Raw genomic sequence first — 26,968 nt, forward strand, 5'->3', positions numbered from 1 at the left:
AAGCAATCGCTTTATGTTGGTTTGTTGTCTTAGGATGATGGACTGATTAAGTTAAATTGTTAGTGTAAAGATTTGAGTGAGCAAACTTTTAACTGAAGAGTTTGATCATGGCTCAGATTGAACGCTGGCGGCAGGCTTAACACATGCAAGTCGAGCGGAAACGAAGGTAGCTTGCTACCAGGCGTCGAGCGGCGGACGGGTGAGTAACGCGTAGGAATCTGCCTAGTAGAGGGGGACAACATGTGGAAACGCATGCTAATACCGCATACGCCCTGAGGGGGAAAGGAGGGGATCACTTGTGACCTTCCGCTATTAGATGAGCCTGCGTGAGATTAGCTAGTTGGTAGGGTAAAGGCCTACCAAGGCGACGATCTCTAACTGGTCTGAGAGGATGACCAGTCACACTGGGACTGAGACACGGCCCAGACTCCTACGGGAGGCAGCAGTGGGGAATATTGGACAATGGGCGCAAGCCTGATCCAGCCATGCCGCGTGTGTGAAGAAGGCCTTAGGGTTGTAAAGCACTTTCAGGGGTGAGGAAGGGTGAGTCGCTAATATCGACTTATCTTGACGTTAGCCCCAGAAGAAGCACCGGCTAACTCTGTGCCAGCAGCCGCGGTAATACAGAGGGTGCAAGCGTTAATCGGAATTACTGGGCGTAAAGCGCGCGTAGGTGGTTTGTTAAGTCTGATGTGAAATCCCAGGGCTCAACCTTGGAATGGCACCGGATACTGGCTAGCTAGAGTATGGTAGAGGGGTGTGGAATTTCCTGTGTAGCGGTGAAATGCGTAGATATAGGAAGGAACATCAGTGGCGAAGGCGACACCCTGGACTAATACTGACACTGAGGTGCGAAAGCGTGGGGAGCAAACAGGATTAGATACCCTGGTAGTCCACGCCGTAAACGATGTCTACTAGCCGTTGGGTTGTAATGACTTAGTGGCGCAGCTAACGCAATAAGTAGACCGCCTGGGGAGTACGGCCGCAAGGTTAAAACTCAAATGAATTGACGGGGGCCCGCACAAGCGGTGGAGCATGTGGTTTAATTCGACGCAACGCGAAGAACCTTACCTACTCTTGACATCCACAGAAGCCGAAAGAGATTTTGGTGTGCCTTCGGGAACTGTGAGACAGGTGCTGCATGGCTGTCGTCAGCTCGTGTTGTGAAATGTTGGGTTAAGTCCCGTAACGAGCGCAACCCTTATCCTTATTTGCCAGCACTTCGGGTGGGAACTTTAAGGAGACTGCCGGTGACAAACCGGAGGAAGGTGGGGACGACGTCAAGTCATCATGGCCCTTACGAGTAGGGCTACACACGTGCTACAATGGCGTATACAGAGGGCGGCGAGCTAGCGATAGTGAGCGAATCCCAGAAAGTACGTCGTAGTCCGGATTGGAGTCTGCAACTCGACTCCATGAAGTCGGAATCGCTAGTAATCGTGGATCAGAATGCCACGGTGAATACGTTCCCGGGCCTTGTACACACCGCCCGTCACACCATGGGAGTTGATTGCTCCAGAAGTAGCTAGCTTAACCCTTCGGGGATGGCGGTTACCACGGAGTGGTCAATGACTGGGGTGAAGTCGTAACAAGGTAGCCCTAGGGGAACCTGGGGCTGGATCACCTCCTTAAACGATAGAAACCTCTGGTGAGCGTTCACACAAATTATCTGATGATACTCTTGATGAATGGTCTTATTCATCAGCCTGTATGATATCTATTTAAAGATTAGGATAGAGTCCTAAGCAAGACACTACGTCATCTTACGCCTTCGGTGTTGGGTGATTTTTAGTCTCTGACTTAGTGCTTTGCACTAAACTTGCTCTTTAACAATTCGAATTTTGAAATAACGATAAATCAAGCGTTAAACCGGTGGAAGCTCACTTTAACCTAGTGACTTCTATTATCGTAAATCCAGAGGGGTACAAAAGCCCTTTGGTATGTGATTCTAAAATACATAAGAACAAACCTTGTTTGATTTTATGAAAACTATTTTGGGTTATATGGTCAAGTGACCAAGCGTGCACGGTGGATGCCTTGGCAGTCAGAGGCGATGAAGGACGTGGTAATCTGCGAAAAGCTTGGGGGAGTCGATAAACAGACTGTGATCCCAAGATGTCCGAATGGGGAAACCCACTCTACTTGTAGAGTATCCCACAGTGAATACATAGCTGTGTGGAGGCGAACCCGGGGAACTGAAACATCTAAGTACCCGGAGGAAAAGAAATCAACCGAGATTCCCTAAGTAGCGGCGAGCGAAAGGGGATTAGCCCTTAAGTGGTTTTGGTGTTAGTAGAAGGCTCTGGAAAGAGTCGCCGTAGAGGGTGATAGCCCCGTATACGAAAACACCTTAATCATGAAAACGAGTAGGACGGGACACGTGTTATCCTGTCTGAATATGGGGGGACCATCCTCCAAGGCTAAATACTCCTGACTGACCGATAGTGAACCAGTACCGTGAGGGAAAGGCGAAAAGAACCCCTGTGAGGGGAGTGAAATAGATCCTGAAACCGTGTACGTACAAGCAGTGGGAGCGGACTTGTTCCGTGACTGCGTACCTTTTGTATAATGGGTCAACGACTTATTTTCAGTAGCAAGGTTAAGCATGTAGTGGAGCCGTAGGGAAACCGAGTCTTAATAGGGCGTTTAGTTGCTGGGAATAGACCCGAAACCGGGCGATCTATCCATGAGCAGGTTGAAGGTTGGGTAACACTAACTGGAGGACCGAACCCACATCCGTTGAAAAGGCTGGGGATGACTTGTGGATAGGAGTGAAAGGCTAATCAAGCTCGGAGATAGCTGGTTCTCCTCGAAAGCTATTTAGGTAGCGCCTCGTATCTCACCATTGGGGGTAGAGCACTGTTTGGGCTAGGGGGTCATCCCGACTTACCAACCCCATGCAAACTCCGAATACCAATGAGTGCAATTACGGGAGACACACAGCGGGTGCTAACGTCCGTTGTGGAAAGGGAAACAACCCAGACCGTCAGCTAAGGTCCCAAAGTTACAGTTAAGTGGGAAACGATGTGGGAAGGCTTAGACAGCTAGGAGGTTGGCTTAGAAGCAGCCATCCTTTAAAGAAAGCGTAATAGCTCACTAGTCGAGTCGGCCTGCGCGGAAGATATAACGGGGCTAAAACTGTACACCGAAGCTACGGATGCTTAATTGCTGTTTACAGTAATGGGCATGGTAGAGGAGCGTTCTGTAAGCCGTTGAAGGTCAAGCTGTAAGGCAGGCTGGAGGTATCAGAAGTGCGAATGTTGACATGAGTAACGATAAGGGGAGTGAAAAACTCCCCCGCCGGAAGACCAAGGTTTCCTGTCCCATGTTAATCAGGGCAGGGTGAGTCGGCCCCTAAGGCGAGGCAGAAATGCGTAGTCGATGGGAAACAGGTTAATATTCCTGTACTCGTGCATATTGCGATGGAGAGACGGAGAAGGCTAGGCCAGCACAGCGATGGTTGTCTGTGTTTAAGGCGGTAGGTTGGGTGCTTAGGCAAATCCGGGCACCCCCCTTTAGTGGGAAGACCGAGAACTGACGACGAGCCCTCTTTTGGGTGAAGTGGTTGATGCCATGCTTCCAGGAAAAACTTCTAAGCTTCAGATATGCAGGAACCGTACCCCAAACCGACACAGGTGGTCAGGTAGAGAATACCAAGGCGCTTGAGAGAACTCGGGTGAAGGAACTAGGCAAAATGGTACCGTAACTTCGGGAGAAGGTACGCCGGTTAGTGTGAAGGACTTGCTCCGTAAGCATTGATCGGTCGAAGATACCAGGTGGCTGCGACTGTTTATTAAAAACACAGCACTCTGCAAACACGAAAGTGGACGTATAGGGTGTGACGCCTGCCCGGTGCTTGAAGGTTAATTGATGGGGTTAGCGCAAGCGAAGCTCTTGATCGAAGCCCAAGTAAACGGCGGCCGTAACTATAACGGTCCTAAGGTAGCGAAATTCCTTGTCGGGTAAGTTCCGACCTGCACGAATGGCGTAACGATGGCCACACTGTCTCCACCCGAGACTCAGTGAAATTGAAATCGCAGTGAAGATGCTGTGTATCCGCGGCTAGACGGAAAGACCCCGTGAACCTTTACTATAGCTTCACAGTGAACTTTGAACCTACTTGTGTAGGATAGGTGGGAGGCTTTGAAGCGGTGACGCCAGTTACCGTGGAGCCACTCTTGAAATACCACCCTGGTATGTTTGAGGTTCTAACTCAGGTCCCTTATCGGGATCGAGGACACTGTGTGGTGGGTAGTTTGACTGGGGCGGTCTCCTCCCAAAGAGTAACGGAGGAGCACGAAGGTGTGCTCAGCATGGTCGGAAATCATGCATAGAGTGTAAAGGCAAAAGCACGCTTAACTGCGAGACAGACACGTCGAGCAGGTACGAAAGTAGGTCTTAGTGATCCGGTGGTTCTGTATGGAAGGGCCATCGCTCAACGGATAAAAGGTACTCCGGGGATAACAGGCTGATACCGCCCAAGAGTTCACATCGACGGCGGTGTTTGGCACCTCGATGTCGGCTCATCACATCCTGGGGCTGAAGCCGGTCCCAAGGGTATGGCTGTTCGCCATTTAAAGTGGTACGCGAGCTGGGTTTAGAACGTCGTGAGACAGTTCGGTCCCTATCTGCCGTGGACGTTTGAGATTTGAGAGGAGCTGCTCCTAGTACGAGAGGACCGGAGTGGACGAACCTCTGGTGTTCCGGTTGTCACGCCAGTGGCATTGCCGGGTAGCTATGTTCGGACGGGATAACCGCTGAAAGCATCTAAGCGGGAAGCCTCCCTTAAGATAAGATCTCACTGGGACATAAGTCCCCTAAAGAGCCGTTCGAGACTAGGACGTTGATAGGTTGGGTGTGTAAGTGCTGTGAGGCATTGAGCTAACCAATACTAATTGCTCGTGAGGCTTGACCATATAACACCAAAGTGGTTTTTAGATGAGAAGAGAAAAAAAACTCAAATCATCAGAATGAGACACATAGAATTGCGATAAAGCATCAACCATGATGAACATCGGTTTAACCTTGATTACGTTATTTCAAAACAAGAATTGTTGAAGATCAAGCATCCTATTCGCGTGAAAACGCAAACAGAATTGCTTGACGATCATAGAGGCGTTGAACCACCTGATCCCATCCCGAACTCAGAAGTGAAAAGCGCCATCGCCGATGGTAGTGTGGGAGATCCCATGTGAGAGTAGGTCGTCGTCAAGCTTTAAACACAAAGAAGCCCCATACAGCCAGCGTTGTGTGGGGTTTTTTTATGCCTGCGATTTAGTCATGACGGCTTGATGCTGACCACTCAAAACTCAAAACTCAGAATACAAAGGGTAATGCATGTGCACAGCGTCTTGCTCTGCGCCTGTCTCCCACCGTTTATGAGCAAGGGCAAGGTAAGTAGAAATCAAGACTATGAATGAGTCGGGTTGTTTGTCGTTTATATGATGTTTTGGTTTATCCACTGCTCGAGTTGGTTTTCTGGCAATGCACCGCTTAGACGATTTATCTCTTTGCCGTTTTTGAGCACGATGAGCGTGGGTATGCTGCGAATGTTAAACCGACTGCTGATGTTTTGACATTGCTCTGTGTTCACTTTTGCAAATACGGCTTTTTTAGAGCGAGCGGCTAGGCGAGAAAAAATAGGGCCCATTGTTTTGCAAGGGCCGCACCACTCTGCCCAGAAGTCGATAATGATGGGTAAGTCGTTGTTGTTGGTATATTGACTGAATGTTTGTTCGGTTAAATTAACCGGCTCTATGGTGTGGAGCGGATGTTTGCATTTTCCGCCTACGTGAAGCAAAAAACCTACTTTAATTGCGTTAATCAAAGTAGATCTTTTTAGGGCTAGCGTGTGTTGTCAGCGAGTTCACTGAGTAAGACCCGTTGTGCGCTGCGGTATTCGCCTTTGCGTGGCTTAGACAGCTGATAAGAGCCGTCGCTTTGCAGTATCCAGCTTTGGGTGTTATCGGTTAGGTAGTATTCAAGTTCTTTTTTGACTCGACGAGTCTGTTTATAGTCTTGCAGTGGAAAAGCAACTTCGATACGGTTGTTTAAGTTCCGGTCCATTCCGTCAGCACTTGATAGGTAAACTTTTGGGCTGCGATTATTATAAAAGTAGTAAACGCGAGTATGCTCTAGGAAACGACCAATAATGCTACGGACTTTGATATTAGATGAAATGCCTTTTATTCCAGGGCGCAGCGTGCATATCCCTCGAACGATGAGATCTATTTTTACGCCAGCCTGAGAGGCTCTATACAATGCTTGTACAAGCCTTTGTTCTGTCAAAGAGTTTACCTTTATGATGATGCGTGACGGTTCACCATTTTGAGCATTTTCCGCTTCATGGTTGATCATTTCCAGTAAACGATCGCGAAGTGTAAAAGGAGCATGGAGCAGTTTTTTAACTTTTAGCTCTTTGCTCATCCCAGTAAGTTGCTGGAAAACGCGGTGAACATCGTCACCAATTTCTTTATCACAGGTCATAAAGCTGTAGTCGGTATAAAGGCGGGCGTTGCCAGCATGATAATTTCCCGTACCTAAATGGACATACCGCGTAAGATCAGCGCCTTCACGACGAACAATAAGGATCATTTTTGCATGAGTTTTGTGTCTCACGACACCGTAAACAACAATCGCGCCGGCGTCTTGTAAACGACTTGCTAATGCGAGGTTTTCTGCTTCGTCGAATCGGGCACGTAGTTCGATTACAACGGTAACTTCTTTGCCATTACGAGCTGCTTCAACCAGCGCGTTGGCAATGGGTGATCGTGCTCCTGTACGGTAAAGGGTTTGACGTATCGCCACAACACTGGGGTCTTTTGCGGCTTCGCTGAGTAGATCAATCACAGGCGAGAAGCTTTCAAAAGGGTGCATCAACAGATAATCTCGTTGACGAATGGCTTCGAATAAGCCTCCCGAGCTGGCCAATTTTCTTGGTAGCCCTGGTGAAAATGGAGGATACATCAGGTCAGGACGGTCGACGAGTTCAAGCACGGCCATGAGTCGACTTAAATTTACTGGACCATCAATGCGATAGAGGTCTTGTTGTTCCAGATCGAATTGTTTTAACAGTGAATCAACAATATGAAGTGGGCAGTTATCAGCGATTTCTAAGCGAACTGAGCTGCCGTAATGGCGGCTTTGTAATTCTGTGCGTAATGCACCAGCAAGATCGACCCCGATGTCATCTGAATCCACTTCTAAATCAGCGTTACGCGTTAGTCGAAATTGGAAACAGCCTTTTACTATCATCCCGGGGAATAACTGATCAGCGTGTGCATGGATGATAGAAGACAAAAAGACAAGGTTATCCCCACCTTCACACACATCATCAGGCAGTTTTACTAAACGAGGCAGTGAACTAGGCGCCGGTACAATTGCGAGCCCATTTTCACGCCCAAAAGCATCACGTCCTTCGAGTTCAACCACGAAGTTAAAGGTTTTGTTCGCGAGGCGCGGAAATGGGTGCGCCGGGTCAAGCCCAATAGGGCTGATGATCGGCAGCACGTTATCTCGAAAATAACGTTTTACCCATGCTGCTTGTTTTTCCGTCCAAACGGTGCGACGAATGAACTTCACGTTTACGTTTTCCAGTTTAGGAAAAATAATATCGTTAAGAATGCGGTATTGGCGACGGACTAATTTGTGAGCGTGTTCGCTGATAAGGCTAAGCACTTTCTTGGGGTGCATGCCGTCGGGACCATTTTTTTCACGGCTGTATTCTAGTTGGCTTTTTAAACCGGCGACACGAATCTCAAAAAACTCGTCCATGTTTGAGCTAAAAATACACAAAAACATAAGACGGTTCAAAATAGGATGATTCTCATCCATTGCTTGCTCGAGAACCCGTGCATTGAACTGCAAGTGGCTGAGTTCGCGGTTGAAATAGAGTTCTGGGTCGGCCAAATCAATGGCTTCTGGCAAGCGCTCTTCGATCGCCACTTTGTTAGGATCTTGTGGTTGCTCTGGAATGGGCTCAAGTATTAACTCAGCATCTAATATTGGCTGGTTTGTGTTTAGTTCTTTTTTTTCTAATGCGTTCGCAGACTGCTCAGACATGTGCTTCTCTTATTTCTTAATACCGTTTTGTTTATTGTGGGTATTTTGTTTCTTTGCTTACGTTGTGTAAGCATATGCTAACAAATTACACCAACGCAGCCTGCGGGTCACCGATTGTATGTGCTTATTTTTTGAATGTATGTGATTCAAATTATAAGCTAGGTGTTTTGAGCAGGCGTGCGGCTTCTTTTGCAAAATACGTTAAAATCCCATCCGCCCCTGCGCGTTTAAAAGCCAGTAAGGATTCCATCATAACGCTGTCTTTGTCTAACCATCCGTTTTGAAATGCGGCCATGTGCATAGCGTATTCACCACTTACTTGATAGGCGAAAGTTGGGACTTCGAGTTCGGTTTTAACCCGGCGCACAATATCGAGATACGGCATGCCGGGTTTGACCATGACCATATCAGCGCCTTCTTCGATGTCGAGCATGACTTCGCGAATGGCCTCATTTGAGTTGGCAGGGTCGATTTGGTAAGTGAACTTGTTGCCTTTGCCAAGATTGCCACTAGAGCCAATCGCATCACGGAACGGCCCATAATAGGCGGAGGCAAATTTTGCGGCATACGCCATAATTAACGTATTCACAAAGCCTTCATCTTCGAGTCCTTCACGAATCTCGCCAATACGACCATCCATCATGTCGGAAGGTGCAACAACATCGGCACCCGCTTGTGCGTGAGATAATGCTTGTTTTACGAGTGTCTCAACGGTGATGTCATTTAAAACATACCCTTCATCATCAATGATGCCGTCTTGACCGTGTGTGGTGTAAGGGTCTAGCGCGACATCGGTTAATACGCCAAGTTCTGGAAAAGCCTTTTTTAAAGCACGCACGGCGCGTTGAACCAAGCCGTTGGGGTTGTAGGCTTCTTCTGCGAGCAAGCTCTTTTTATCAAGCGCAATCACTGGGAACAATGCAATGGTAGGAATGCCAAGTTCGACCAGTTCTTTTGCCTCTTGCAACAGTAGGTCAATAGAAAGGCGTTCAATGTTGGGCATAGAGGGAATAGATTCGCGTGTGCTTTCCCCTTCGAGAATAAACATGGGGTAAATCAAATCATCGACGGTTAAATGATGCTCACGCATCAGGCGACGAGAAAAATCATTTTTACGCATACGGCGCATACGAGTGTAGGGGAATGTCATCCAGTCGCTCTCTATTTTACTAAGGTTAAATGTACTTTGGTATTGTTACCATAATATGACAGTGTTTAACAATTGGCCTCATTCTAACAGCGTTTCGGCTTCTTCAAGCTCTTCTTGGGCGTCAAACCAGGCCTCTTCACTGTCAGCCTGTGCTTTTTTCCATTTTGCCTCATCACTCAGTAAACTTTGTAATTTGCTTCTTTGGTCTGCCTCGTAAAGACTTGAATCGGCCATTGCTTCAGAAATACGATCAAGGTGTTCTTGCGCGGTTTGCACCGCTTTTTCGAACTGCGCTATTTTTTTATGTAAAGGGCGTAGTTTTTCACGTAGGTCAGCGGCTTTTCGACGTTCCTCTTTGCGGTCTACTTTGTCGGCTTTATCGCTCAGTTGTTCGCCTTTTTCCTGTTGCGCTGCGTTGGCTTGTCTTGCTTGTAGCCAAGCGTGATACATAGGCAAATCGCCATCGAAGGCTTGAATTTGGTGATCGGCCACCAGATAGAATTCATCAACGGTGCTGTTAAGCAAATGACGATCGTGGGACACCAGCAAGATGGCCCCCGGAAACGCTTGCAACGCTTCGGTAAGGGCTTGACGCATTTCGATGTCTAAATGGTTGGTCGGCTCATCGAGAACCAATAAATTCGGTCTCGTCCAGGAAATAAGAGACAGCGCCAAGCGGGCTTTTTCTCCGCCAGAGAAGCCTTTGACCGCGCGTAAGGCATCGTCACCGATAAAGCCAAACCCACCCAAATAACGGCGAATATCACTTTCAAGGACTTTTGGTGACAAACGCTGAATGTGCAGTAATGGCGAGGCTTCTAGGTCCAGCGCACTTAACTGATGCTGTGAAAAGTAACCGATTTTTAGGTTTTCACCACAAACTCGGTCGCCCGCTAATAGGGTGATTTCTTCGACGATGGATTTAATGAGGGTGGATTTGCCCGCGCCATTGGGTCCTAACAAACCAATGCGCTGACCGTCCCGTAATGCGAAGTTAGCCTGGCCGAGCTGAACGGTTTGAGTGCCCGATCCCGAGGTGTAGCCTAAGTCGGCCTGAGATAGGCTGATGAGTAACTGTGAAGTTTTTTCGGCAACCGGTATAGAAAATTCAAATTGTGAGTCGATGTGTGCCGGGCCAATGATTTCCATTTTCTCGAGCATTTTGAGACGACTTTGTGCCTGCTTGGCTTTATCGGCTTTAAAGCGAAAACGGTCTACATATTGCTGCAAGTGAGCGCGTTTCTCTTGCTGTTTTTCATAGTTAGCTTGTTGTTGCGCGAGATGTTCAGCGCGCTGACGTTCGTAGTCTGAGTAGTTGCCTTTGTACAGCACGAGTTTTTTCTGATAAAGGTGAACAATGTGGCTGCAAATACCGTCGAGAAAATCTCGGTCATGGGAAATCAGCAAGAGGGTGCCGGGGTATTGACGAAGCCAGTTTTCAAGCCACATGACCGCATCAAGGTCCAAGTGGTTGGTTGGCTCGTCGAGCAGCAAGACGTCGGACGGGCACATTAGGGCTTTGGCTAGGTTCAAACGGATGCGCCAACCACCAGAAAAATCCGCCACAGGGCGCTGCATGTCGGTCATTTTGAAACCAAGGCCTTGCAGCAGTGTTTCGCCGCGCGATTGGGCGGTATAGCCGTGCGCACTTTCAAATTCGCCTAACCAGCTTGCGTGGGCATTGTCGTCACCGTTGGCTTGGGCTGTTGCAATGTGTTGTTCAATGTTTCGGAGGCGATCGTCACCATCAAGACAATAATCTAATGCGCTGCGCTGGGTCTCTTCGACTTCTTGCGCCATGAAGGCGATGCGCCGCTGACCAGGTAAAATAACATCGCCGGTATCGGCGTGTAGCTCACCTTTTATCATGGCAAATAATGACGACTTACCCGCGCCGTTGGCGCCAATTAAACCGACTTTTTGACCTTCAAAGATGGTCAAGTCGGTTTCCTCAAGTAGGAATTGTGTGCCGCGCTGTAAGCTTACTTGTAAAAATTGGATCATAAAACTGGGCGTCTCTTATCTCACAAGGGAGATGGGTCATGAACCGCGCTTTCTAAAACGCCGCTCTTTAAAACAGAATGCCGAATATTTTAAAGCCCTGCCAGAGGAAACGAAATAGCCAGCGTGTATATTCCCATTAGATATCCCCAGTTTCTGACGGTTTTAAAGTGGATGATTGATCCGCTCAAGGGTAAAATAACGACATATATTGATATGAACTTTTTAGTCAAGCGTTTGCTTGAGCAAGGTGTGATACGTGAACAATGTAACCTTAAATGAAATACAGCGTTTTTCTTTTGATAACAGTAACGTTCGTGGCGAACGTGTTCTTTTAAACGAGGCATATCAAGAGATTATTAAACGTAAAGAATACCCTGTAGCGCTGGAAAAATTGCTTGGCGAATTCGTTGCGGCCATTGCGCTGTTGAGAGACATTATTAAAATTGACGGGGTGTTATCGATTCAAGCAAAAGGCTACGGCTTTTTGTCGACCTTGATGACGGAGTGCGACGAGCATCAAAATTTGCGTGGTATCGCGCAGTGGGATGAAAGCCAAACCATACCGGATACGATTTCTTTAAAAAACGCGTTAGAGGGAGGCTATTTGGCGATTACGATTCAACCGCGTAATGGTCAGCGTTATCAGGGTATTGTTGAGTTGGTCGGCGATACCTTGGCAGAATGTTTAGAACAGTACTTCTCTCAATCTGAGCAGCTTCCTAGCCGAGTTTGGTTGGCGGCCAATGGTGCACAATGTGGCGGTTTGTTTTTGCAACGTTTGCCAGAGGAACAAGCAAAAGAAAACGATGAAGACGCATGGGAACGCCTGACACATTTAGCGTCTACGGTAAAAGAAGACGAGCTATTAGGTTTGGAAACCAGCGCATTGCTGCACCGTTTATATCACGAAGAAGCGGTACGCTTATACGATACGAAAACGATGCAATTTGGCTGTTCTTGTTCGCGTCAGCGCACGCTAGACGCGGTGATGTCGCTTGGTTCAGAAGAGCTGCGAGAACTATTGATTGAACAAGGCAGTGTTAATGTTGATTGTCAGTTTTGTGCCGAACAATACGTCTTCACCGAAAGCGACTTGGAAAGCTTATTAGGTGACCAAGCCAAAACCCATTAAGCTAAAACGTGGCATGAGTAATGAGATCACGCCACGAAATGATGCCTATCACATGCTCTTCTTCATCAATCACGGGTAGGCATGAAATATCCACGCGTTTAAACCAAGCAAGAATCTCTTCTATTGGGGTGTCTGCTTTTACTGTAATAGGTTGGCGAGTCATGGCTTGGTGAGCGGCTCGGTTTAGCGTGTCTAAGTCTCTAGGTTGTTCAGATACGCTGTTTATGAAAGGGCTAATGAGCCGAAGTAGGTCTCTGTCAGAAATAATACCGACGAGTTTATCTTTATCGGTAACAGGAAGATGATGAAAGTTATTGGTCTCCATCAATTCTCTTACATCGGGTAGGCGTTCATCTACATCCACACAAATGACATTGGTTACCATGATATCGCATGCTTGCATTGTCGTTCTCCCCAGTATGTTGAGTGGAGGATTTCGTCTGTTTATATTGAATATTGTAATTTTAATATAGCAGATAATTTCGTGTCTATTCTTTACTAATGTAGATAACATCGCCTTTCTTGTCGCTAAAGTCAATAAAATGCGCGATAAGTTAGCAGTTGACTACATCATATCTAGGTGGCACTTATACTAAGGTCTCAAGACATTATGGATAAAATACGTATAATCAAATGACACCTGCTCAGAGTCCTTTAAAGTCTGATTATTCAGCGTACGAGCAAAGGCGTTCTGAGGAGAGGGTGAAGAAAATAACCTAGTGTTTACTTGGTGTGCATTAACTTGGTAAAGACTATCGGCCAAAAGCCTTTTCTACTCCACTCTCACATTTACAATTGGCTATGACACGGCGAAATCATATGACCTCAAAATCGGTAGACGTTTTACTCGTTGGGGGGGGTGCCATGAGCACTACCTTGGGCGTGTTACTAAAACAATTAGATCCAAGCATGACCATGTTAATGGTTGAGCGTTTGGGCAGCATCGCAAAAGAAAGCACTGACGGATGGAATAATGCAGGGACAGGCCATGCAGCGTATTGCGAGCTAAATTATACCTCTGAAAATGAAGACGGTTCGGTCAACATAGACAAAGCGGTGGCCATAAATGCGGCTTTTGAAATCAGCCTTCAGTTTTGGTCCTATTTGGTTGAACAGGGTTTAATGCCTGCGCCCAAAGAGTTTATTCATCGCGTGCCCCATCAAAGCTTTGTCTGGGGCGAACAAAACGTCAACATGCTCAAAGCGCGTCATGCTGCGATGAGTGCTCACCCCGCGTTCAAAGAAATGCAATTTACACAAGACCCTGCAAAAATGAAAGAGTGGATGCCGCTTGTGATGAACAATCGTGACAGCCAACAGCCCGTTGCCGCAACGCGAATAGAACATGGTGCTGATGTCAATTTTGGTGCGATTGCTCGAAACATGACCAAACACCTAGAAAGCTTAGACCATTTTGAACTACGTTTAAACTGCGATGTTAAGGCATTAAAAAAACGCTCAGATGGCCGTTGGGATGTAGACATTGTACAGAATGGTTCGCGCAGCACGGTGAATGCAAAATTTGTCTTTTTAGGTGCTGGTGGTGGGGCTTTACCTTTATTGCAAAAGGCGGAAGTAGAAGAGGGCAAGGGTTTTGGTGGTTTCCCTGTCAGTGGTCAATGGCTCGTATGTGAAAAGCCGGCATTGGTTGATCAGCATTTTGCTAAGGTGTACGGTGCTGCACCCATTGGTGCGCCACCTATGTCAGTACCGCATTTAGACACACGAATTATTGACGGAAAAAAAGCCATTCTATTTGGCCCGTTTGCCGGTTTTACCACCAAATTCTTGAAAACAGGTTCTTTCTGGGATCTGCCGAAAAGCGTCAAATTCAGCAACATTAAACCCATGTTGAGCGTTGGTAAGAACAACATGGATTTAACCCGTTACTTGATCAGTGAAGTTATGCAGTCTCACAAGGATCGTTGTGAGTCATTGCGTCAGTTTTTTCCCGATGCGAAAGATGAAGATTGGACGCTTGCTTACGCGGGTCAGCGTGTTCAAATTATCAAAAAAGATGATAAGTTGGGTGGTAAGCTTGAGTTTGGAACCGAAGCTATTACCACCAAAGATGGCTCACTGGCGGCGCTACTTGGGGCTTCACCTGGCGCATCCACCACGGTCAATACCATGATAGGCATTATGGAGCGTTGTTTCAAAGAGCGCTTTACTACGTCGGATTGGCAAACAAAAATGAAGGTGATGGTGCCATCTTACGGCGAATCTTTAGTGAGTAATACGGACTTACTGGTGTCTGTTCGTGCACATACGCTGGAAACACTGAATTTAAAGCCTTAAACTAGAACAACTTGATCGATCATAAAAAGCTGGGATTATGTCCTGGCTTTTTTATTGTTAGATCGTAACTTGTAGACCCCTCATTCAATGGCGAGACCCACTATGACAATGACTTTTGCTGAGCGTGCAGACCAGCTATGCGACACGCTTCGAGACATGGAACATAATGCAGAAGAAGGTGATCATCTTTTTTATTGCGCTTATCTTCTAGGGCTACTAGGGCTTTACAGCAGCACCGAGGGAGAAGGTGAGGCCGCCTTTGATGAAGGTTTTGGCGCTGTTTTGAAAGAAACACTCATCGCGGAAGGAGTAGAAGACACAGATCAGCTCAATATAACGGCGTTATGGCAAGCCGTTTGCACACAAGCGGCATGATTACTATGTGATATTTTACCGTCATTTAAACGTTAAACCATAAGGGAGTAGGATGCATCATCCTCTCCCTTTGGTATTTAATGTACGTACTAAAGCTCTGGTTTTTTTGGGTGAGGTGCATAGGCAAATACATCGGAATAACAATGAGCTTTGTTAAGGCCTTTTGGCTCCAACTGGTCAAGTGTACCGTATACCATGCCGACCGAACCGCTTATAAAAGCCGCATACCCACTCAAATCTGGGTGATCATTCAATATGGCTTCGTATAGCCAGCCATTTTTACCATGCCAATGGTCGCTCTTTTCATTCACAACAATGTCTAATGTAAAAGGTGAATACTTATGAGCTTCTTCAAGCCATTCGTTGGCAAAAATATCTTCTGCGGTTCGTAGTCCCCAATAGAAAGAGACGTTTCCTGTGTAGTTTTGTTCTACTAGGCTACTAAATACGCTTTTGATTTGCGCAAAGCCAGTGCCGCCGGCAATCAATAAAAGGTGCTTAGGCTCAGATGCCAGTACACCATTTTGGATATGACAGTCGCCGCCTGGTGCTTTGATTGATATTTGGTCATTGGATTGAATATGCTCCACTACCTTGTGAGCCAAAGAGGTGGTGTCTGACACTAATACATACAGTATTAAATTGGGCAATTCGTGTGGTGCGCTGCCGATAGAATAAGGAACCTGCTCTCCAGTAGGCAGCATGATCATGATGTATTGGCCTGCATGAAAGGTTAAGTCGTCCACTTGCAGAATAATGCGATACACGTTGTGATTTATTTGCTCGACAGAATCAACCTGTGCAGTAATCTCTTTCATTTTTATGTCTCCGTTTGACGCCACCTCTTTTTTGAGAAAACCAGTGGCGGCGACGTCACTTTGCTATTTTGTATGAAAAAAAACCACTTCGTGAAGTGGTTTTTTACAGCAGAATACCCTGCTTACTTATTTTTGCCTTTCATCGACTCGAAAAACTCGTCATTGGTTTGGGTGACTTTCAATCGATCGATCAGAAACTCTGTCGCGGCAACATCTTCCATTGGATTGAGAAGCTTGCGTAAGATCCACATGCGTTGAAGTTCGTCTTCCGAAGTCAGTAGATCTTCACGACGAGTACCAGAACGACGAATGTTAATCGCAGGAAAAGTACGTTTTTCCGCAATTTTACGGTCTAAATGAAGCTCTGAGTTGCCCGTTCCTTTGAATTCTTCAAAGATAACTTCGTCCATTTTAGAACCTGTATCAACAAGAGCCGTGGCAATAATGGTTAGACTGCCACCTTCTTCGATATTACGTGCCGCACCAAAGAAGCGTTTTGGGCGTTCTAGTGCGTTGGCATCCACACCACCGGTTAATACTTTCCCAGAGGAAGGAATCACGGTGTTGTAAGCGCGTGCCAGACGAGTAATGGAGTCTAAAAGAATCACCACGTCGCGCTTGTGCTCGACAAGGCGCTTGGCTTTTTCGATGACCATTTCAGCGACTTGAACATGACGCGCTGGTGGCTCATCAAAGGTAGACGCAACGACTTCACCACGAACCGTACGAGACATCTCGGTCACTTCTTCAGGACGTTCATCGATCAATAAAACAATCAGATGGCATTCTGGGTTGTTGCGTGTGATGGCGTTGGCGATATTTTGCAACATGAACGTCTTACCAGCTTTTGGTGGTGAAACCACTAAAGCACGCTGGCCTTTACCCATTGGGGCAACCAAATCGATGATTCGGGACGTGACATCTTCCGTTGAGCCGTTGCCAGCTTCCATCAATAAACGTTCATCAGGGAAAAGCGGGGTTAAATTTTCAAAAAGAATCTTATTACGAACGCTTTCAGGTTTATCGAAGTTGATTTCGCTGACTTTTAACAGTGCAAAATAACGCTCACCGTCTTTGGGGGGACGGATTTTACCGGCAATGGTGTCACCGGTACGCAAATTAAAACGTCTAATTTGGCTCGGAGACACATAAATATCGTCTGGACCCGCTAGATACGAGCTATCAGGCGATCGTAAGAAGCCAAAGCCATCTTGAAGAATCTCTAATATACCATCGCCGTGAATGTCTTCCCCACCTTTCGCGTGACGCTTCAGGATAGAAAAAATAACATCTTGTTTGCGAGAACGAGCCATATTTTCTAGGCCAATTTCTGCAGCGATTTCTAAAAGTTCGTGTACTGATTTCTGTTTTAAGTCGGTAAGGTTCATAAACGGGTTTTGTACTAGCTCATTAGAGGGAAAATGACGGAATTAGCGTTAATCAATAACAATAATTTATGTCTGGAAGTATTTAACAACAATATCAACTATTCGGCATAAGAAACGCAAAACAAGAAGGTTAAATTTTGTTTTGCTTTAAAACAGCCCGGATAGGGCATAGCCAATACAGCGCGAAACAATTTGATTGGGATCTTAATGCGACGTATTAAACTATAACGTCGTATTGTAGACAATTCATACTATAGTGGTACTTAAACGTGAGGTCTATAGTCAAGTCCAGTAAAAAAACATTTTATGGCTATTTTTTTGATCAAACTCACGTTTTCATCATCTACCAACGTGACTTGGAGACCACAGCAGGGGCCAACTGAGTGGATTTTTTTAAACGAAGGTTGTTTTAATAAAAATTCATTCAATACTCCTTTGTTAATCGTGTTTTGTTCGCAATGACATCGTAAAGTAACTGATATACTCTTGGCACTATCAAGACGTCTGCTGAGTAAGGCTTTTTAATGCAATCACTTTTTTTGCAACAATCTCACGATTTTCCTTTTGAAAAAATTGCTGCCATCGATTTGGGATCCAACAGTTTCCATATGGTTATTGCGCAAGTGACTCACGGTCAGTTGCGTATAACAGGAGAGTTTGGTGAAAAAGTACAATTGGCTGCCGGTCTGGTGAATGGTCACCTAGATGATGCTTCACAACAGCGTGGTTTAGATTGTTTGGCCCAATTTGCACAAGTGATCGAAGATATGCCGCAAGGCTCGGTTCGTGTGGTAGGAACGAATGCTTTAAGGGTAGCTAAAAATCGTTATGATTTTATTGGTAAGGCCATGGACATCATGAGCCATCCAGTCGAAATCATCGCAGGGCGCGAAGAAGCTCGTTTAATATACATGGGGGTGTCGCGAACCATGGATCACGGAGACGCAAAACGTCTGGTGGTGGATATTGGTGGCGGCAGTACCGAATTTGTTATTGGTCAACAACTTGAGCCAATATTGACAGAAAGTCTTCATATGGGCTGTGTCAGTTTCAAACAACGATTTTTTGACGACGGTACTATCAATAAGTCTAATTTTCAAAAAGCGGTGACGGCGGCGCGTTTAGAGTTACTCAGCATACAAGACGATTATTTGGATGAAACCTGGGATGTAGCTATAGGCTCGTCGGGTACGGCCAAAGCGGCGTTTAATATTGTTAAGGAAAACAATTGGAGCAAAAAAGGCATCACCGCTAAATCGCTCAAGCAAATTCAGAAAGCGTTATTTGCGGCGGGCCATGCGGACAATCTTGAGTTGCCTGGGCTGAAGCCAGAAAGAAAAAGTACCTTTGCTGCCGGTATTGCGATTTTAACCGCGGTGTTTGAGTGTTTTGATATTAAGCAAATGGACTTTTCAAATGGTGCGTTAAGAGAAGGTGTGTTGTACGACATTATGGGGCGTTATGCCGAAACTGATACCCGTGAGCGAACCGTTAACTACATGTTGAACCAATACCACATTGATATGGAGCAAGCCAAGCTGGTGACACACACGGCGCTGTCTGCGTTGGCTCAAGTCAAAGATGACTGGAATTTGAATAGCATTTCAAGTGAAGATCTATTGCGCTGGGCGGGGCTTTTGCATGAAGTCGGCGCGGGTATTTCTCATAGTCGTTATCATAAACATGGCGCCTACATTATTCGAGAGTCCGACATGCCAGGCTTTTCTCAGCAGGAACAGCAGGCTCTCGCCAACCTTATTTTACGTCATAGGCGAAAGTTTACTCAATCACTGGACTATCGCTTTACTAAAAGTGATCAGCAAGATTTAGATCGCTTGTCTATTTTGTTACGTTTGTCTATTTTATTGCACAACGATCGCAAAGAAGGCGATATGGCTATTTTTACGCTAAAAGCAGACAGTAAGAACTTGCATGCCGAGTTTTTGCCTGACTGGTTAGACAGCAGGCCTCTCACGTTAGCAAGCCTACAAAGAGAGGCTGAATCGTTGTTAATAGACGGATACAGCCTAACAATAAGTTAGGTGTCTATGGATTTAAGTAAGATTATCAATGGATCTATAAAGGGCCGCGACTTCTTCTCTGTGCAATCCAGACACCCGACTGAGGCGGCCTATACTGGAAGAGATTTGCACCGACTCTTTGCCCAATTCGTCTTCTTTTGCCTCTTCTCGTTTAAGCTGATCGGTTAGCATCTGTTTAGCGCGATCTGACAAGTGAACAGAGTCTCGGAAAGCGTCAGTATTTGGGCGTGAGTTAGTGTCGGCCTGCGATGTAGGCATGGGCTGATACCCAATACTGCTTGACACTGATGATACCGACAAAGCGATCACCTCATATAATGGAAATACTCCCCATAGAATAGTATAAAAAACGATCCAAGTGAACGCGCTTAACTCTGTTTGTGGTTTTTACGTTAAGTCGTTACCTTCACGCAGTACGTTAGGCGCAAAGTTTTAGCGCGTGGTGTCTGACGATTCTCGATCTCTTATGACTTCCATTAATTCTTGGTTGCGCGTTTTTTCTAACGCCTTAGTGCGCTGATGTAAGGCGGTTTTGGCGATCATATTGGCCGCAACTGGTGCTGTAATTAAGAGAAATAAGGTGATCAATAGCTCTTGAATAGAGAGAAAGCCTTTTAAATGACTTTGAAAAACCATTGAAGCCACTAGTACGCCAGTAATCCCCAAAGTAGACGCTTTTGTGGGGCTGTGTAAGCGCATGTAAATGTCAGGTAAACGCACAAGACCATATGAACCGATCAGCAAAAAAGTTGCGCCAATCAACAGAGATACGCTGATGATGATTTCGAGATAAAATGGCATAAGGAGTCCTTATTCAATGATGTCGCCGCGGAGTAAGTATTTACACAACGCCGCGGTACTGACAAATCCAAGCATGGCAATTAATAAAGCGGCTTCGAAATACAGCGCACTTTTAACATAAATGCCGTACAGCAATATCAAAGCAATAGCATTGATGTACATGGTATCCAATGCCAATATTCGATCAGACACAGACGGGCCTTTGAGTAACCGCCAGAGGTTCAGAATGAGTGCAATACAAATGCACACAGCGACGATAACGATGGTCCAATTTAGCATCCGAAAATCTCCTTAACTGGTGCTTCGTAACGTTGTTTAATAGATGCAATTAATTCCGCTTCGTTACCCACATGGAGCGCATGAACATAGAGCCATGCTTTGTCCTTTGACACCTCGGCACTGACCGTTCCCGGTGTAAGTGACACCGTACTGGCCAAAATGGTGATGCCTAAATCTGAATTAATATTGATCGGAATCGCCACAAATCCAGGCTCCAGTTTTTTAATAGGTCCAACAATCAACAGAGCGACTTCGACGTTAGCCGTTAAAATATCTTTCATCACCATCAGCACATAACGTACGGCAAGCCAAGGTCTGCGGATTTTAGGATGTTTATCTCGCATTCCATCCACCAACCAAGGAATGGTAATGGCAAAGAAAGTAGCAAGCACAATGTGTCCAGCACTCACAGAGTTGTTAAGTAATAGCCAAACTACAAACAGCAACAGGCTGTGAAACGGCATAGGAAATAACATCAAGGCGTTCCTCCTGGTAACAGGCCATAAGCCGATGCTTGAATGTCATGCAAATATTGAGCGGCTTGTTGCGTATAGTGTGTGATGTCACCACCCAAAAGCACCAACACGGGAGCCGCCAACAGCAGCAGAGCAATACTGATGATTTCATTGGTTTTTGCCGGCTCAGCGTCAGAGGCTACGGTGCCATTGTGGCGCCAGAACAAGGTAGTTCCTGCTCTGGAAAAAGTAATCAACGCCGCCAAGCTGCCGATGAGTATTAATGGCCAAACCCACATGGTTTGGGCATTAGACTGAGTCGCTTGTAATATCATTATTTTACCAACAAAGCCTGACAGGGGCGGCATACCGACCAGCGTAAGGGCCGACATGGCAAACGCAAACCCCAGTAATCTAGGCTGTACAAAAGGGCGAGACCGCACAAAGCGATCTTCTGCTTTGCCTCGTTGGCGAGCCATTACGTCGGCCAGTAAAAATAACCCTGCCGACGCTAACGTGCTGTGAACCATGTAATACAGTGCCGCTGACGTAGCGGCTTCAGAATTGATGGCCGCGCAGGCCAGTAAGCTCCCGCTAGATACAATGACTAAATTAGCGCTCAACGTTTTAATGCCAGGGCTGGCAAATACACCAACAGTACCAACAGTGATGGTGAGCAAAGCCAGTGGCCATAGCCAAGGTGTGGCGATGTTGGCTAACTCGCCGGCATTTTCACCAAAAATCACGGTATAAACGCGGAAAATACTGTAAATACCGACTTTCGTCATGATGGCAAATAAGGCCGCGACAGGGGCGCTGGCGCTGGCATACGTTCTTGGTAGCCAAAAATGCATGGGCAGCATGGCGGCTTTTAAGCCAAAAACCACCAATAACAACAGTGCGCCGGTCTTTGCCAGTGTCGCTGTCTCACCTTCAAGTTGCCCTACTTTGACCGCCATATCTGCCATATTCAGCGTACCGAGCGTGCCATACAAAATGCCCAGTCCAAACAAGAACAAGCTCGAACCCACGAGGTTCAAAATGACATAATGCAACGCCGCTTGTGTTTTTTGCTTACCGCCAGCATGGATGAGCAGAGCGTAAGAAGCGATCAACAACACTTCAAAAAAGACGAATAAATTGAATATATCGCCCGTCAAAAATGCCCCATTGATGCCCATGATTTGAAACATGAACAATGGGTGGAAGTAGGCGCCCCCTTTGTCTTGCCCAGAAACCGCATACAGCATGACACAAAACGCTAAGAATCCCGTTAACAGAACCAGTAGGCTAGAGACCTTGTCTGCAATCAATGCAATACCAAACGGCGGTTGCCAACCACCTAAGGCATAAAGTTGTACCCCACTCTGATTTACTTGATAAAGTAAAAGTGCAGAAGAAATAAGCAAAAACAAGGTGCCAATCACCGAGGCAATACGCTGAAAGCTTATGTCTCTTGAAATAGGTGGCAGTAGCATGATGGCGCCAAACAACAGCGGAATCAGAATAGGAAAAATGCTTAAATGCTGCATTTATTGATTGCCTCCTGATTTCTGTGTCGTATCGCCTGGTCGAGCTGGCAGGGTGCCGTCTACGTGATCGTTGCCTAAGTCTGCTCTTGCTCGCATGGCCAAAATAACGGCAAAGGCTGTCATGGCGAAACCGATTACGATGGCCGTCAGGACCAATGCTTGTGGCAGTGGATCACTGTATTGTTCTGATTCTCCTAATACCGCCGCTGCATTGAGTTTGAGTCGGCCACTGGCAAACAGAAATAAATTCACCGCATAGGACAAGAGCGTTAAGCCAATAACGACAGAAAAAGTACGGCCACGCAGCGCGAGAAAAATGCCACACGCGGTGAGTAAACCAACACAAAAGGCGTATAAACCTTCCATTAATCATGCTCCTTTTGAATCGGACGCTCGCTGGTGGTCAGCTGACCAAGATTGGCAAGAATCAACATGGTTGCTCCTACCACAGTGAGGAAAACACCAAGATCAAAAATCATGGCACTGGCGAGCTCGAATTTACCGATAACGGGCAGATAAAAATAATCGAACCAAGACGACAAGAAAGTATGCCCAAATACCCAGCTGCCTAAGCCACTGAGTGTGGCGATCCCAATACCGGAGCCTATCATAATTTGGTAATCCAGTTTTACGCGTGTTTTGATCCATAACACACCGTGTGCAACATATTGTTGGATAATCGCTACCGAAGTGATGAGGCCTGCAATGAACCCGCCCCCTGGCATGTTGTGTCCGCGTAAGAAAATATAAGCAGATACCAGCAGCGCCAGTGGCAAGAGACTTTGAGAAATAACGCTCAACAAAATGGGGTGACGATCTTCTGACCAGGCTAAGCCTTTATCATCGCTGGATGGCATGTAGAGACGCATTCTAGCGATGAGTTTATAGATCCCCAATGCAGCAATACCCAATACGGTGATTTCCCCTAGGGTATCGAACCCTCGAAAATCGACCAAGATGACATTGACAATGTTTGTGCCACCGCCACCGGTTTTACTGTTTTCGGTAAAAAACGTCGAGATGGTGTCGAGTGGTCGGGTCATCAAGGCATAACAAATCGTGCCAACGACTCCTCCAATTAAAGACGCCAACCCCAAGTCGCGTACGACTCGTCTAGGTGATGACTCTTTTGGGGTTTTTTGAGGTAAAAAGAACAGGGCTAAGATCAACAAAATAACCGTAACGACTTCCACCGACAATTGTGTCAACGCCAAGTCCGGCGCAGAAAATTGCGCGAAGGCGAGGGATACAATAAGCCCAACAACCGATAAAGTAAGCAGTGCGACAATGCGCCGTCTATGCCATATCACGGTTGCCAAGGCGGAAATACACAACAAAACAGCACAGGTAATAGACAAAGCATCCAGTGGGATTTCAGGACGCTGGCCGGCGGTTGTATTGAGCTTCATCAAAGAAGACGCCGTCATGATGACAGCAAAACTTAGCGTGAAGAAAATATAACGCTGTAAAGAGCCATTTTCTGTTACCGCAATGAGCTTAGAGGTTTTATTGACTAAATACTGAACTGTGCTTTCGAACACTAATTTGGGATCGCTGGCAGGAAATTGTGCTTGGAATTTAAATAAGTGCGAACGATTGTAATACATGAATAAACCGCCGATTAAGGCAATGACGCTCATTAAAAGAGGGAAGTTAAACCCATGCCAAATAGCCAAGCTGTAGCTTGGCGCAGGGCCGTTTAATGTCGCGCTGGCCGCTGCGAGCAATAAATCCCCGACAACTAGACTTGGGAAAATCCCCACTAATAGACACAGAGCAACCAAAATCTCGACTGGGACGCGCATGTAACGTGGTGGTTCATGCGGTGTTTTCGGCAAGTTAACCGGCTCACCATTAAAAAATACATCGTGAATGAAGCGCGTCGAATAGGCAACAGCGAATACGCCGCCCAGTGTGGCCAGCACAGGAATAAACCAAGATAACGAACCTAAAGACGCTTGATGAAGTGTCTCGGTAAAAAACATTTCTTTTGATAAAAAGCCGTTCATTAAGGGCACGCCAGCCATTGATGCCGAGGCCACCATGGCCAGCGTGGCCGTATAAGGCATATATTTCCACAAACCATTAAGCTGTCGCATATCGCGCGATCCGGACTCGTGATCAATAATGCCCGCCGCCATAAACAAAGATGCTTTAAATATGGCGTGGTTAATAATATGAAAAATAGCCGCGACGGCCGCTAAGTCGGTCCCCATGCCGAGTAACAAAGTAATTAACCCTAGGTGACTGATCGTAGAGTTGGCCAAAAGCCCTTTTAAATCGTGTTGAAAAAGCGCGATATACGCCCCGACTAAAAACGTGGCTAAGCCGGTTAAACTGACAATTAAGAACCATAAATTGGTGTCCGCTAACGCAGGATAAAAACGCGCCATTAAGAAAATGCCGGCTTTTACCATAGTGGCAGAGTGTAAGTAAGCACTGACTGGTGTCGGCGCGGCCATGGCGTTTGGTAGCCAAAAATGAAAAGGAAACTGTGCCGACTTGGTAAACGCGCCGAGTAACACCAGCACAACGATAATCGGGTAGTTTGCACTTGCTTTAATCAAGTCGCCATTATCTAGTACGTCTTGTAGGTTAAAACTGCCTACGGTATTGCCCAAAATCAATAGCCCTGCAAGAAGTGCTAAGCCGCCCGCACCGGTCACTGTTAGCGCCATACGAGCGCCTTTTCTGGCTTCGGTTTTGTGCCCCCAAAAGCTGATCAGCAAAAATGAACTGATGCTGGTTAATTCCCAAAAAAACCACAACTGAATTAGGTTATCAGACAACACCACACCTAACATGGCGAACATGAATAAGATCAAATACGCGTAAAACTTCCCAATGGAATCTTGGGTGGACAGATAATAGCGAGCATACAAGATAACCAGTAAACCGATACCAAGAATCAAAATAGAAAAAAGCAGTGCCAAACCATCAAGACGAAAGGCAAGTTCTAACCCAATCGCAGGAATCCAGGGTAAAGCGGCCTGAAAGCGCTCACCATTAAAAATGTCTCCCGAGTGGGACAGCACCAAAAAGAGAGTCAATGCTGGCAAGGCGGCGGTCATAAAGGCGCAAGCCGTACGACTGAGGCGCGCCGTTAAAAGCGGCACTAATGTGCCCAGCAGGGGTAAAAAGGGCAGCCAGATAAGGGAGCTCAAAGAAAAGCCTCCTGTGCTGTGATGGACAATATAGTTTTAACAAACTGTCTGAACATGGTGGTGATCCTAACAATGGGCCTGCGTTAAATGACAATATGTCCAGTCAGTAAACGACCAAAATAACAAGTGTACAAGCATAGCCTTTTCATAATTGAATCAATAGCCTAAAAAAACGTCTGCGAACAAAAAAGTATGGTCAGGGGGCAAAGTCTGGCAACAAAATCAGAGTATGGATGGGGTAAAAAGTTCCTAACAACGCACTTTTTACCCCATAATTTCATGCGAGGGTAATGAGCCTAGCAAGGTAAAAGTGTCACAGAAAAGACACACTTAAAACCGCTTTACTTCATTCATGAGCCCATCAATCTGGATCACTACCTGTAAGCTGGCCGACTCCATGGTATCGAGGTGTTGAAGCATCGCTTTTACGTTATCGGCTTGCGCCGCTTGCAATGCAAAACGTCCTGACTCATGCACCACCTTATGCGGCGCTTCAATGGCTTTAAAGCTAGGCGATGACTGGAAATGACGCGCGCCATAGCCTTCGTAATACCACTTTCCCAGTCGGCACTCTGTGTGCAAGTTGACTTTGCTGTCGAACGTTTTTTTATTGATACGATCGTATACGTCGTTTTTCCACACGGCATGATCGAGTTTTACCGTATTCAAGAACGAGTGTGTCGCGGCCACGTTAATCACGGCCTGCATATGATCTGAACGGGAAATGACATGATCAACAACTTGGTCAATTTGAACAGACGAGGCAGAAATGTCCATGGCGCTGTCTTTGTTTTGATTGACCATGTTTTTGATTTGTTCAGTTTGAGAGATAACTTGTTTTACCAAGGTTTCCACTTGCTCGCTGGCACTGTGGGTTTTGCCGGCTAGGTTTCTGACTTCATCAGCCACCACCGCAAATCCCCTCCCCGCGGTGCCTGCTCTGGCCGCTTCTATTGCCGCGTTGAGGGCAAGCAGGTTTGTTTGTGAAGAGATTTCTTGAATGCTGGACACCAGTTTGCTGATGTCATTGGCGGTTTTATCGAGCACGTTCGCCGCGCCCATGCTGTCGGTGGCCTGAGTGTTAATAAGCCCAGCACGCTCACTTAAGCGTTGTAAAGCGATTCTGGTTTCATCAAAAATATCTTCTAGCTGTGACATGCTAACGCGCTCTTCAATAAGATTTTCAGCGCTGTCAGCCAGGCCAAAACGAATCGAGTTGAGCATTTCCCCACCACGAAGCTGGTAATGAATAAGGTTTCGGTCGTTTCCTGTGGGGTTGTTTTTTAAGTGTTCTAGCGCGTTTTGTAACACCCTTAACTCAGTGTTAAGGGTTTCTGATGTTTGCTTGTGAGCCGCCCGCTCTTGTTCTAGCTGTAGTGTTAGTGCCGTTATTTGTTGTTTTAATTCAGTATTGAAAAACATAATGAGGGTCCAGTGTAAGCCTTAAATAAACCCAATGACGAATTGGG

19 protein-coding genes, 3 rRNA genes and 1 pseudogene are annotated in these 26,968 nt (G+C 46.3%); 7 read left to right on the forward strand and 16 right to left on the reverse strand.

The window, feature by feature from the left end; translation table 11 throughout:
* The first annotated feature begins 89 nt into the window (after nucleotides 1-89).
* The 3 genes from FXV75_RS01670 (at nucleotide 90) to rrf (ending at nucleotide 5,214) form a co-directional block, all read left to right on the forward strand.
* A 16S ribosomal RNA gene (locus FXV75_RS01670) occupies nucleotides 90-1,631 on the forward strand.
* A gap of 374 nt (nucleotides 1,632-2,005) precedes the next feature.
* A 23S ribosomal RNA gene (locus FXV75_RS01675) occupies nucleotides 2,006-4,916 on the forward strand.
* Between the two features lie 183 nt (nucleotides 4,917-5,099).
* Nucleotides 5,100-5,214: ribosomal RNA gene (gene rrf / locus FXV75_RS01680) — 5S ribosomal RNA — on the forward strand.
* Together the 16S, 23S and 5S rRNA genes form the textbook arrangement of a ribosomal RNA operon.
* A 223-nt stretch (nucleotides 5,215-5,437) precedes the next feature.
* Here the strand turns inward: rrf and trxC are convergent.
* From trxC to FXV75_RS01700, 4 genes are all read right to left on the reverse strand, one after another.
* On the reverse strand, nucleotides 5,438-5,827 hold the full coding sequence (gene trxC / locus FXV75_RS01685; RefSeq protein ID WP_148830887.1) for a thioredoxin TrxC: 390 nt from the start codon (nucleotides 5,825-5,827) through the stop codon (nucleotides 5,438-5,440).
* Nucleotides 5,828-5,844: 17 nt separating this feature from the next.
* A complete protein-coding gene (gene ppk1 / locus FXV75_RS01690) occupies nucleotides 5,845-8,061 on the reverse strand; it encodes a polyphosphate kinase 1 (protein WP_148830888.1) in 2,217 nt (738 codons plus the stop codon).
* A gap of 151 nt (nucleotides 8,062-8,212) precedes the next feature.
* Complete coding sequence (gene hemB / locus FXV75_RS01695; RefSeq protein WP_148830889.1) at nucleotides 8,213-9,211, reverse strand: porphobilinogen synthase; 999 nt, start codon at nucleotides 9,209-9,211, stop codon at nucleotides 8,213-8,215.
* Nucleotides 9,212-9,289: 78 nt separating this feature from the next.
* Nucleotides 9,290-11,215, reverse strand: coding sequence for an ABC-F family ATP-binding cassette domain-containing protein (locus tag FXV75_RS01700; RefSeq protein ID WP_148830890.1), 1,926 nt, complete (start codon nucleotides 11,213-11,215; stop codon nucleotides 9,290-9,292).
* Nucleotides 11,216-11,471: 256 nt separating this feature from the next.
* Here FXV75_RS01700 and hslO point away from each other — a divergent pair, with 256 nt between their 5' ends.
* Nucleotides 11,472-12,347 carry an Hsp33 family molecular chaperone HslO gene (gene hslO / locus FXV75_RS01705; protein ID WP_148830891.1) on the forward strand — a complete coding sequence of 292 codons (876 nt, stop codon included), beginning with the start codon at nucleotides 11,472-11,474 and terminating at the stop codon, nucleotides 12,345-12,347.
* A gap of 1 nt (nucleotide 12,348) precedes the next feature.
* On the opposite strand, the gene FXV75_RS01710 is transcribed toward hslO, so the two are convergent.
* Entirely contained in the window at nucleotides 12,349-12,750 is a 402-nt protein-coding gene (locus FXV75_RS01710; protein ID WP_148830892.1) for a CBS domain-containing protein, read from the reverse strand.
* A 398-nt stretch (nucleotides 12,751-13,148) separates the two neighbouring features.
* Here FXV75_RS01710 and mqo point away from each other — a divergent pair, with 398 nt between their 5' ends.
* Nucleotides 13,149-14,645 (forward strand): malate dehydrogenase (quinone), encoded by a 1,497-nt coding sequence (gene mqo / locus FXV75_RS01715; protein ID WP_148830893.1) that lies wholly within the window; start codon nucleotides 13,149-13,151, stop codon nucleotides 14,643-14,645.
* Between the two features lie 102 nt (nucleotides 14,646-14,747).
* Nucleotides 14,748-15,020 carry a hypothetical protein gene (locus FXV75_RS01720; RefSeq protein WP_148830894.1) on the forward strand — a complete coding sequence of 91 codons (273 nt, stop codon included), beginning with the start codon at nucleotides 14,748-14,750 and terminating at the stop codon, nucleotides 15,018-15,020.
* Nucleotides 15,021-15,109: 89 nt separating this feature from the next.
* Here FXV75_RS01720 and FXV75_RS01725 read toward each other — a convergent pair whose 3' ends face one another.
* Entirely contained in the window at nucleotides 15,110-15,838 is a 729-nt protein-coding gene (locus FXV75_RS01725; RefSeq protein WP_148830895.1) for an NAD(P)H-flavin reductase, read from the reverse strand.
* A 122-nt stretch (nucleotides 15,839-15,960) separates the two neighbouring features.
* Nucleotides 15,961-17,226: a transcription termination factor Rho gene (gene rho / locus FXV75_RS01730; protein ID WP_148830896.1), complete on the reverse strand. Its 1,266-nt coding sequence runs from the start codon at nucleotides 17,224-17,226 to the stop codon at nucleotides 15,961-15,963.
* A gap of 524 nt (nucleotides 17,227-17,750) precedes the next feature.
* Between rho and ppx the strand changes: the two genes are divergently transcribed.
* Complete coding sequence (gene ppx, locus FXV75_RS01735) at nucleotides 17,751-19,268, forward strand: exopolyphosphatase (protein ID WP_148830897.1); 1,518 nt, start codon at nucleotides 17,751-17,753, stop codon at nucleotides 19,266-19,268.
* A 12-nt stretch (nucleotides 19,269-19,280) separates the two neighbouring features.
* Here ppx and FXV75_RS01740 read toward each other — a convergent pair whose 3' ends face one another.
* From FXV75_RS01740 to FXV75_RS16690, 9 genes and pseudogenes are all read right to left on the reverse strand, one after another.
* Complete coding sequence (locus FXV75_RS01740) at nucleotides 19,281-19,526, reverse strand: hypothetical protein (RefSeq protein WP_148830898.1); 246 nt, start codon at nucleotides 19,524-19,526, stop codon at nucleotides 19,281-19,283.
* Nucleotides 19,527-19,700: 174 nt separating this feature from the next.
* A complete protein-coding gene (locus FXV75_RS01745) occupies nucleotides 19,701-20,069 on the reverse strand; it encodes a Na+/H+ antiporter subunit G (protein WP_148830899.1) in 369 nt (122 codons plus the stop codon).
* Between the two features lie 9 nt (nucleotides 20,070-20,078).
* Nucleotides 20,079-20,348, reverse strand: coding sequence for a K+/H+ antiporter subunit F (locus FXV75_RS01750; protein WP_148830900.1), 270 nt, complete (start codon nucleotides 20,346-20,348; stop codon nucleotides 20,079-20,081).
* Nucleotides 20,342-20,827 (reverse strand): Na+/H+ antiporter subunit E, encoded by a 486-nt coding sequence (locus FXV75_RS01755; RefSeq protein WP_148830901.1) that lies wholly within the window; start codon nucleotides 20,825-20,827, stop codon nucleotides 20,342-20,344. Before FXV75_RS01755 ends, FXV75_RS01750 begins: the two co-directional genes overlap by 7 nt.
* A complete protein-coding gene (locus tag FXV75_RS01760) occupies nucleotides 20,824-22,335 on the reverse strand; it encodes a monovalent cation/H+ antiporter subunit D (RefSeq protein ID WP_148830902.1) in 1,512 nt (503 codons plus the stop codon). Before FXV75_RS01760 ends, FXV75_RS01755 begins: the two co-directional genes overlap by 4 nt.
* On the reverse strand, nucleotides 22,336-22,701 hold the full coding sequence (locus tag FXV75_RS01765; protein WP_148830903.1) for a Na+/H+ antiporter subunit C: 366 nt from the start codon (nucleotides 22,699-22,701) through the stop codon (nucleotides 22,336-22,338).
* On the reverse strand, nucleotides 22,701-25,499 hold the full coding sequence (locus tag FXV75_RS01770; RefSeq protein ID WP_148830904.1) for a monovalent cation/H+ antiporter subunit A: 2,799 nt from the start codon (nucleotides 25,497-25,499) through the stop codon (nucleotides 22,701-22,703). Before FXV75_RS01770 ends, FXV75_RS01765 begins: the two co-directional genes overlap by 1 nt.
* Before the next feature lie 330 nt (nucleotides 25,500-25,829).
* A complete protein-coding gene (locus tag FXV75_RS16685) occupies nucleotides 25,830-26,276 on the reverse strand; it encodes a CZB domain-containing protein (protein WP_410428249.1) in 447 nt (148 codons plus the stop codon).
* Nucleotides 26,256-26,921 (reverse strand): annotated as a pseudogene (locus FXV75_RS16690) (methyl-accepting chemotaxis protein); the annotation flags it as partial. The gene FXV75_RS16685 and the pseudogene FXV75_RS16690, both read right to left, overlap by 21 nt.
* Nucleotides 26,922-26,968: the final 47 nt, after the last annotated feature.

Origin of the sequence: Marinomonas sp. IMCC 4694, from assembly GCF_008122525.1 — a bacterium.
Lineage (GTDB): Bacteria > Pseudomonadota > Gammaproteobacteria > Pseudomonadales > Marinomonadaceae > Marinomonas.

Coding starts and splice junctions, on each gene's coding strand:
- FXV75_RS01765 (WP_148830903.1), bottom strand. CDS start 22,701: ATGGAAGGTTTATACGCCTTTTGTGTTGGTTTACTCACCGCGTGTGGC.
- FXV75_RS16685 (WP_410428249.1), bottom strand. CDS start 26,276: ATGGACATTTCTGCCTCGTCTGTTCAAATTGACCAAGTTGTTGATCAT.
- FXV75_RS01760 (WP_148830902.1), bottom strand. CDS start 22,335: ATGCAGCATTTAAGCATTTTTCCTATTCTGATTCCGCTGTTGTTTGGC.
- FXV75_RS01700 (WP_148830890.1), bottom strand. CDS start 11,215: ATGATCCAATTTTTACAAGTAAGCTTACAGCGCGGCACACAATTCCTA.
- FXV75_RS01710 (WP_148830892.1), bottom strand. CDS start 12,750: ATGCAAGCATGCGATATCATGGTAACCAATGTCATTTGTGTGGATGTA.
- FXV75_RS01725 (WP_148830895.1), bottom strand. CDS start 15,838: ATGAAAGAGATTACTGCACAGGTTGATTCTGTCGAGCAAATAAATCAC.
- mqo (WP_148830893.1), top strand. CDS start 13,149: ATGACACGGCGAAATCATATGACCTCAAAATCGGTAGACGTTTTACTC.
- rho (WP_148830896.1), bottom strand. CDS start 17,226: ATGAACCTTACCGACTTAAAACAGAAATCAGTACACGAACTTTTAGAA.
- FXV75_RS01745 (WP_148830899.1), bottom strand. CDS start 20,069: ATGCCATTTTATCTCGAAATCATCATCAGCGTATCTCTGTTGATTGGC.
- ppk1 (WP_148830888.1), bottom strand. CDS start 8,061: ATGTCTGAGCAGTCTGCGAACGCATTAGAAAAAAAAGAACTAAACACA.
- FXV75_RS01740 (WP_148830898.1), bottom strand. CDS start 19,526: ATGCCTACATCGCAGGCCGACACTAACTCACGCCCAAATACTGACGCT.
- FXV75_RS01720 (WP_148830894.1), top strand. CDS start 14,748: ATGACAATGACTTTTGCTGAGCGTGCAGACCAGCTATGCGACACGCTT.
- FXV75_RS01750 (WP_148830900.1), bottom strand. CDS start 20,348: ATGCTAAATTGGACCATCGTTATCGTCGCTGTGTGCATTTGTATTGCA.
- ppx (WP_148830897.1), top strand. CDS start 17,751: ATGCAATCACTTTTTTTGCAACAATCTCACGATTTTCCTTTTGAAAAA.
- hemB (WP_148830889.1), bottom strand. CDS start 9,211: ATGACATTCCCCTACACTCGTATGCGCCGTATGCGTAAAAATGATTTT.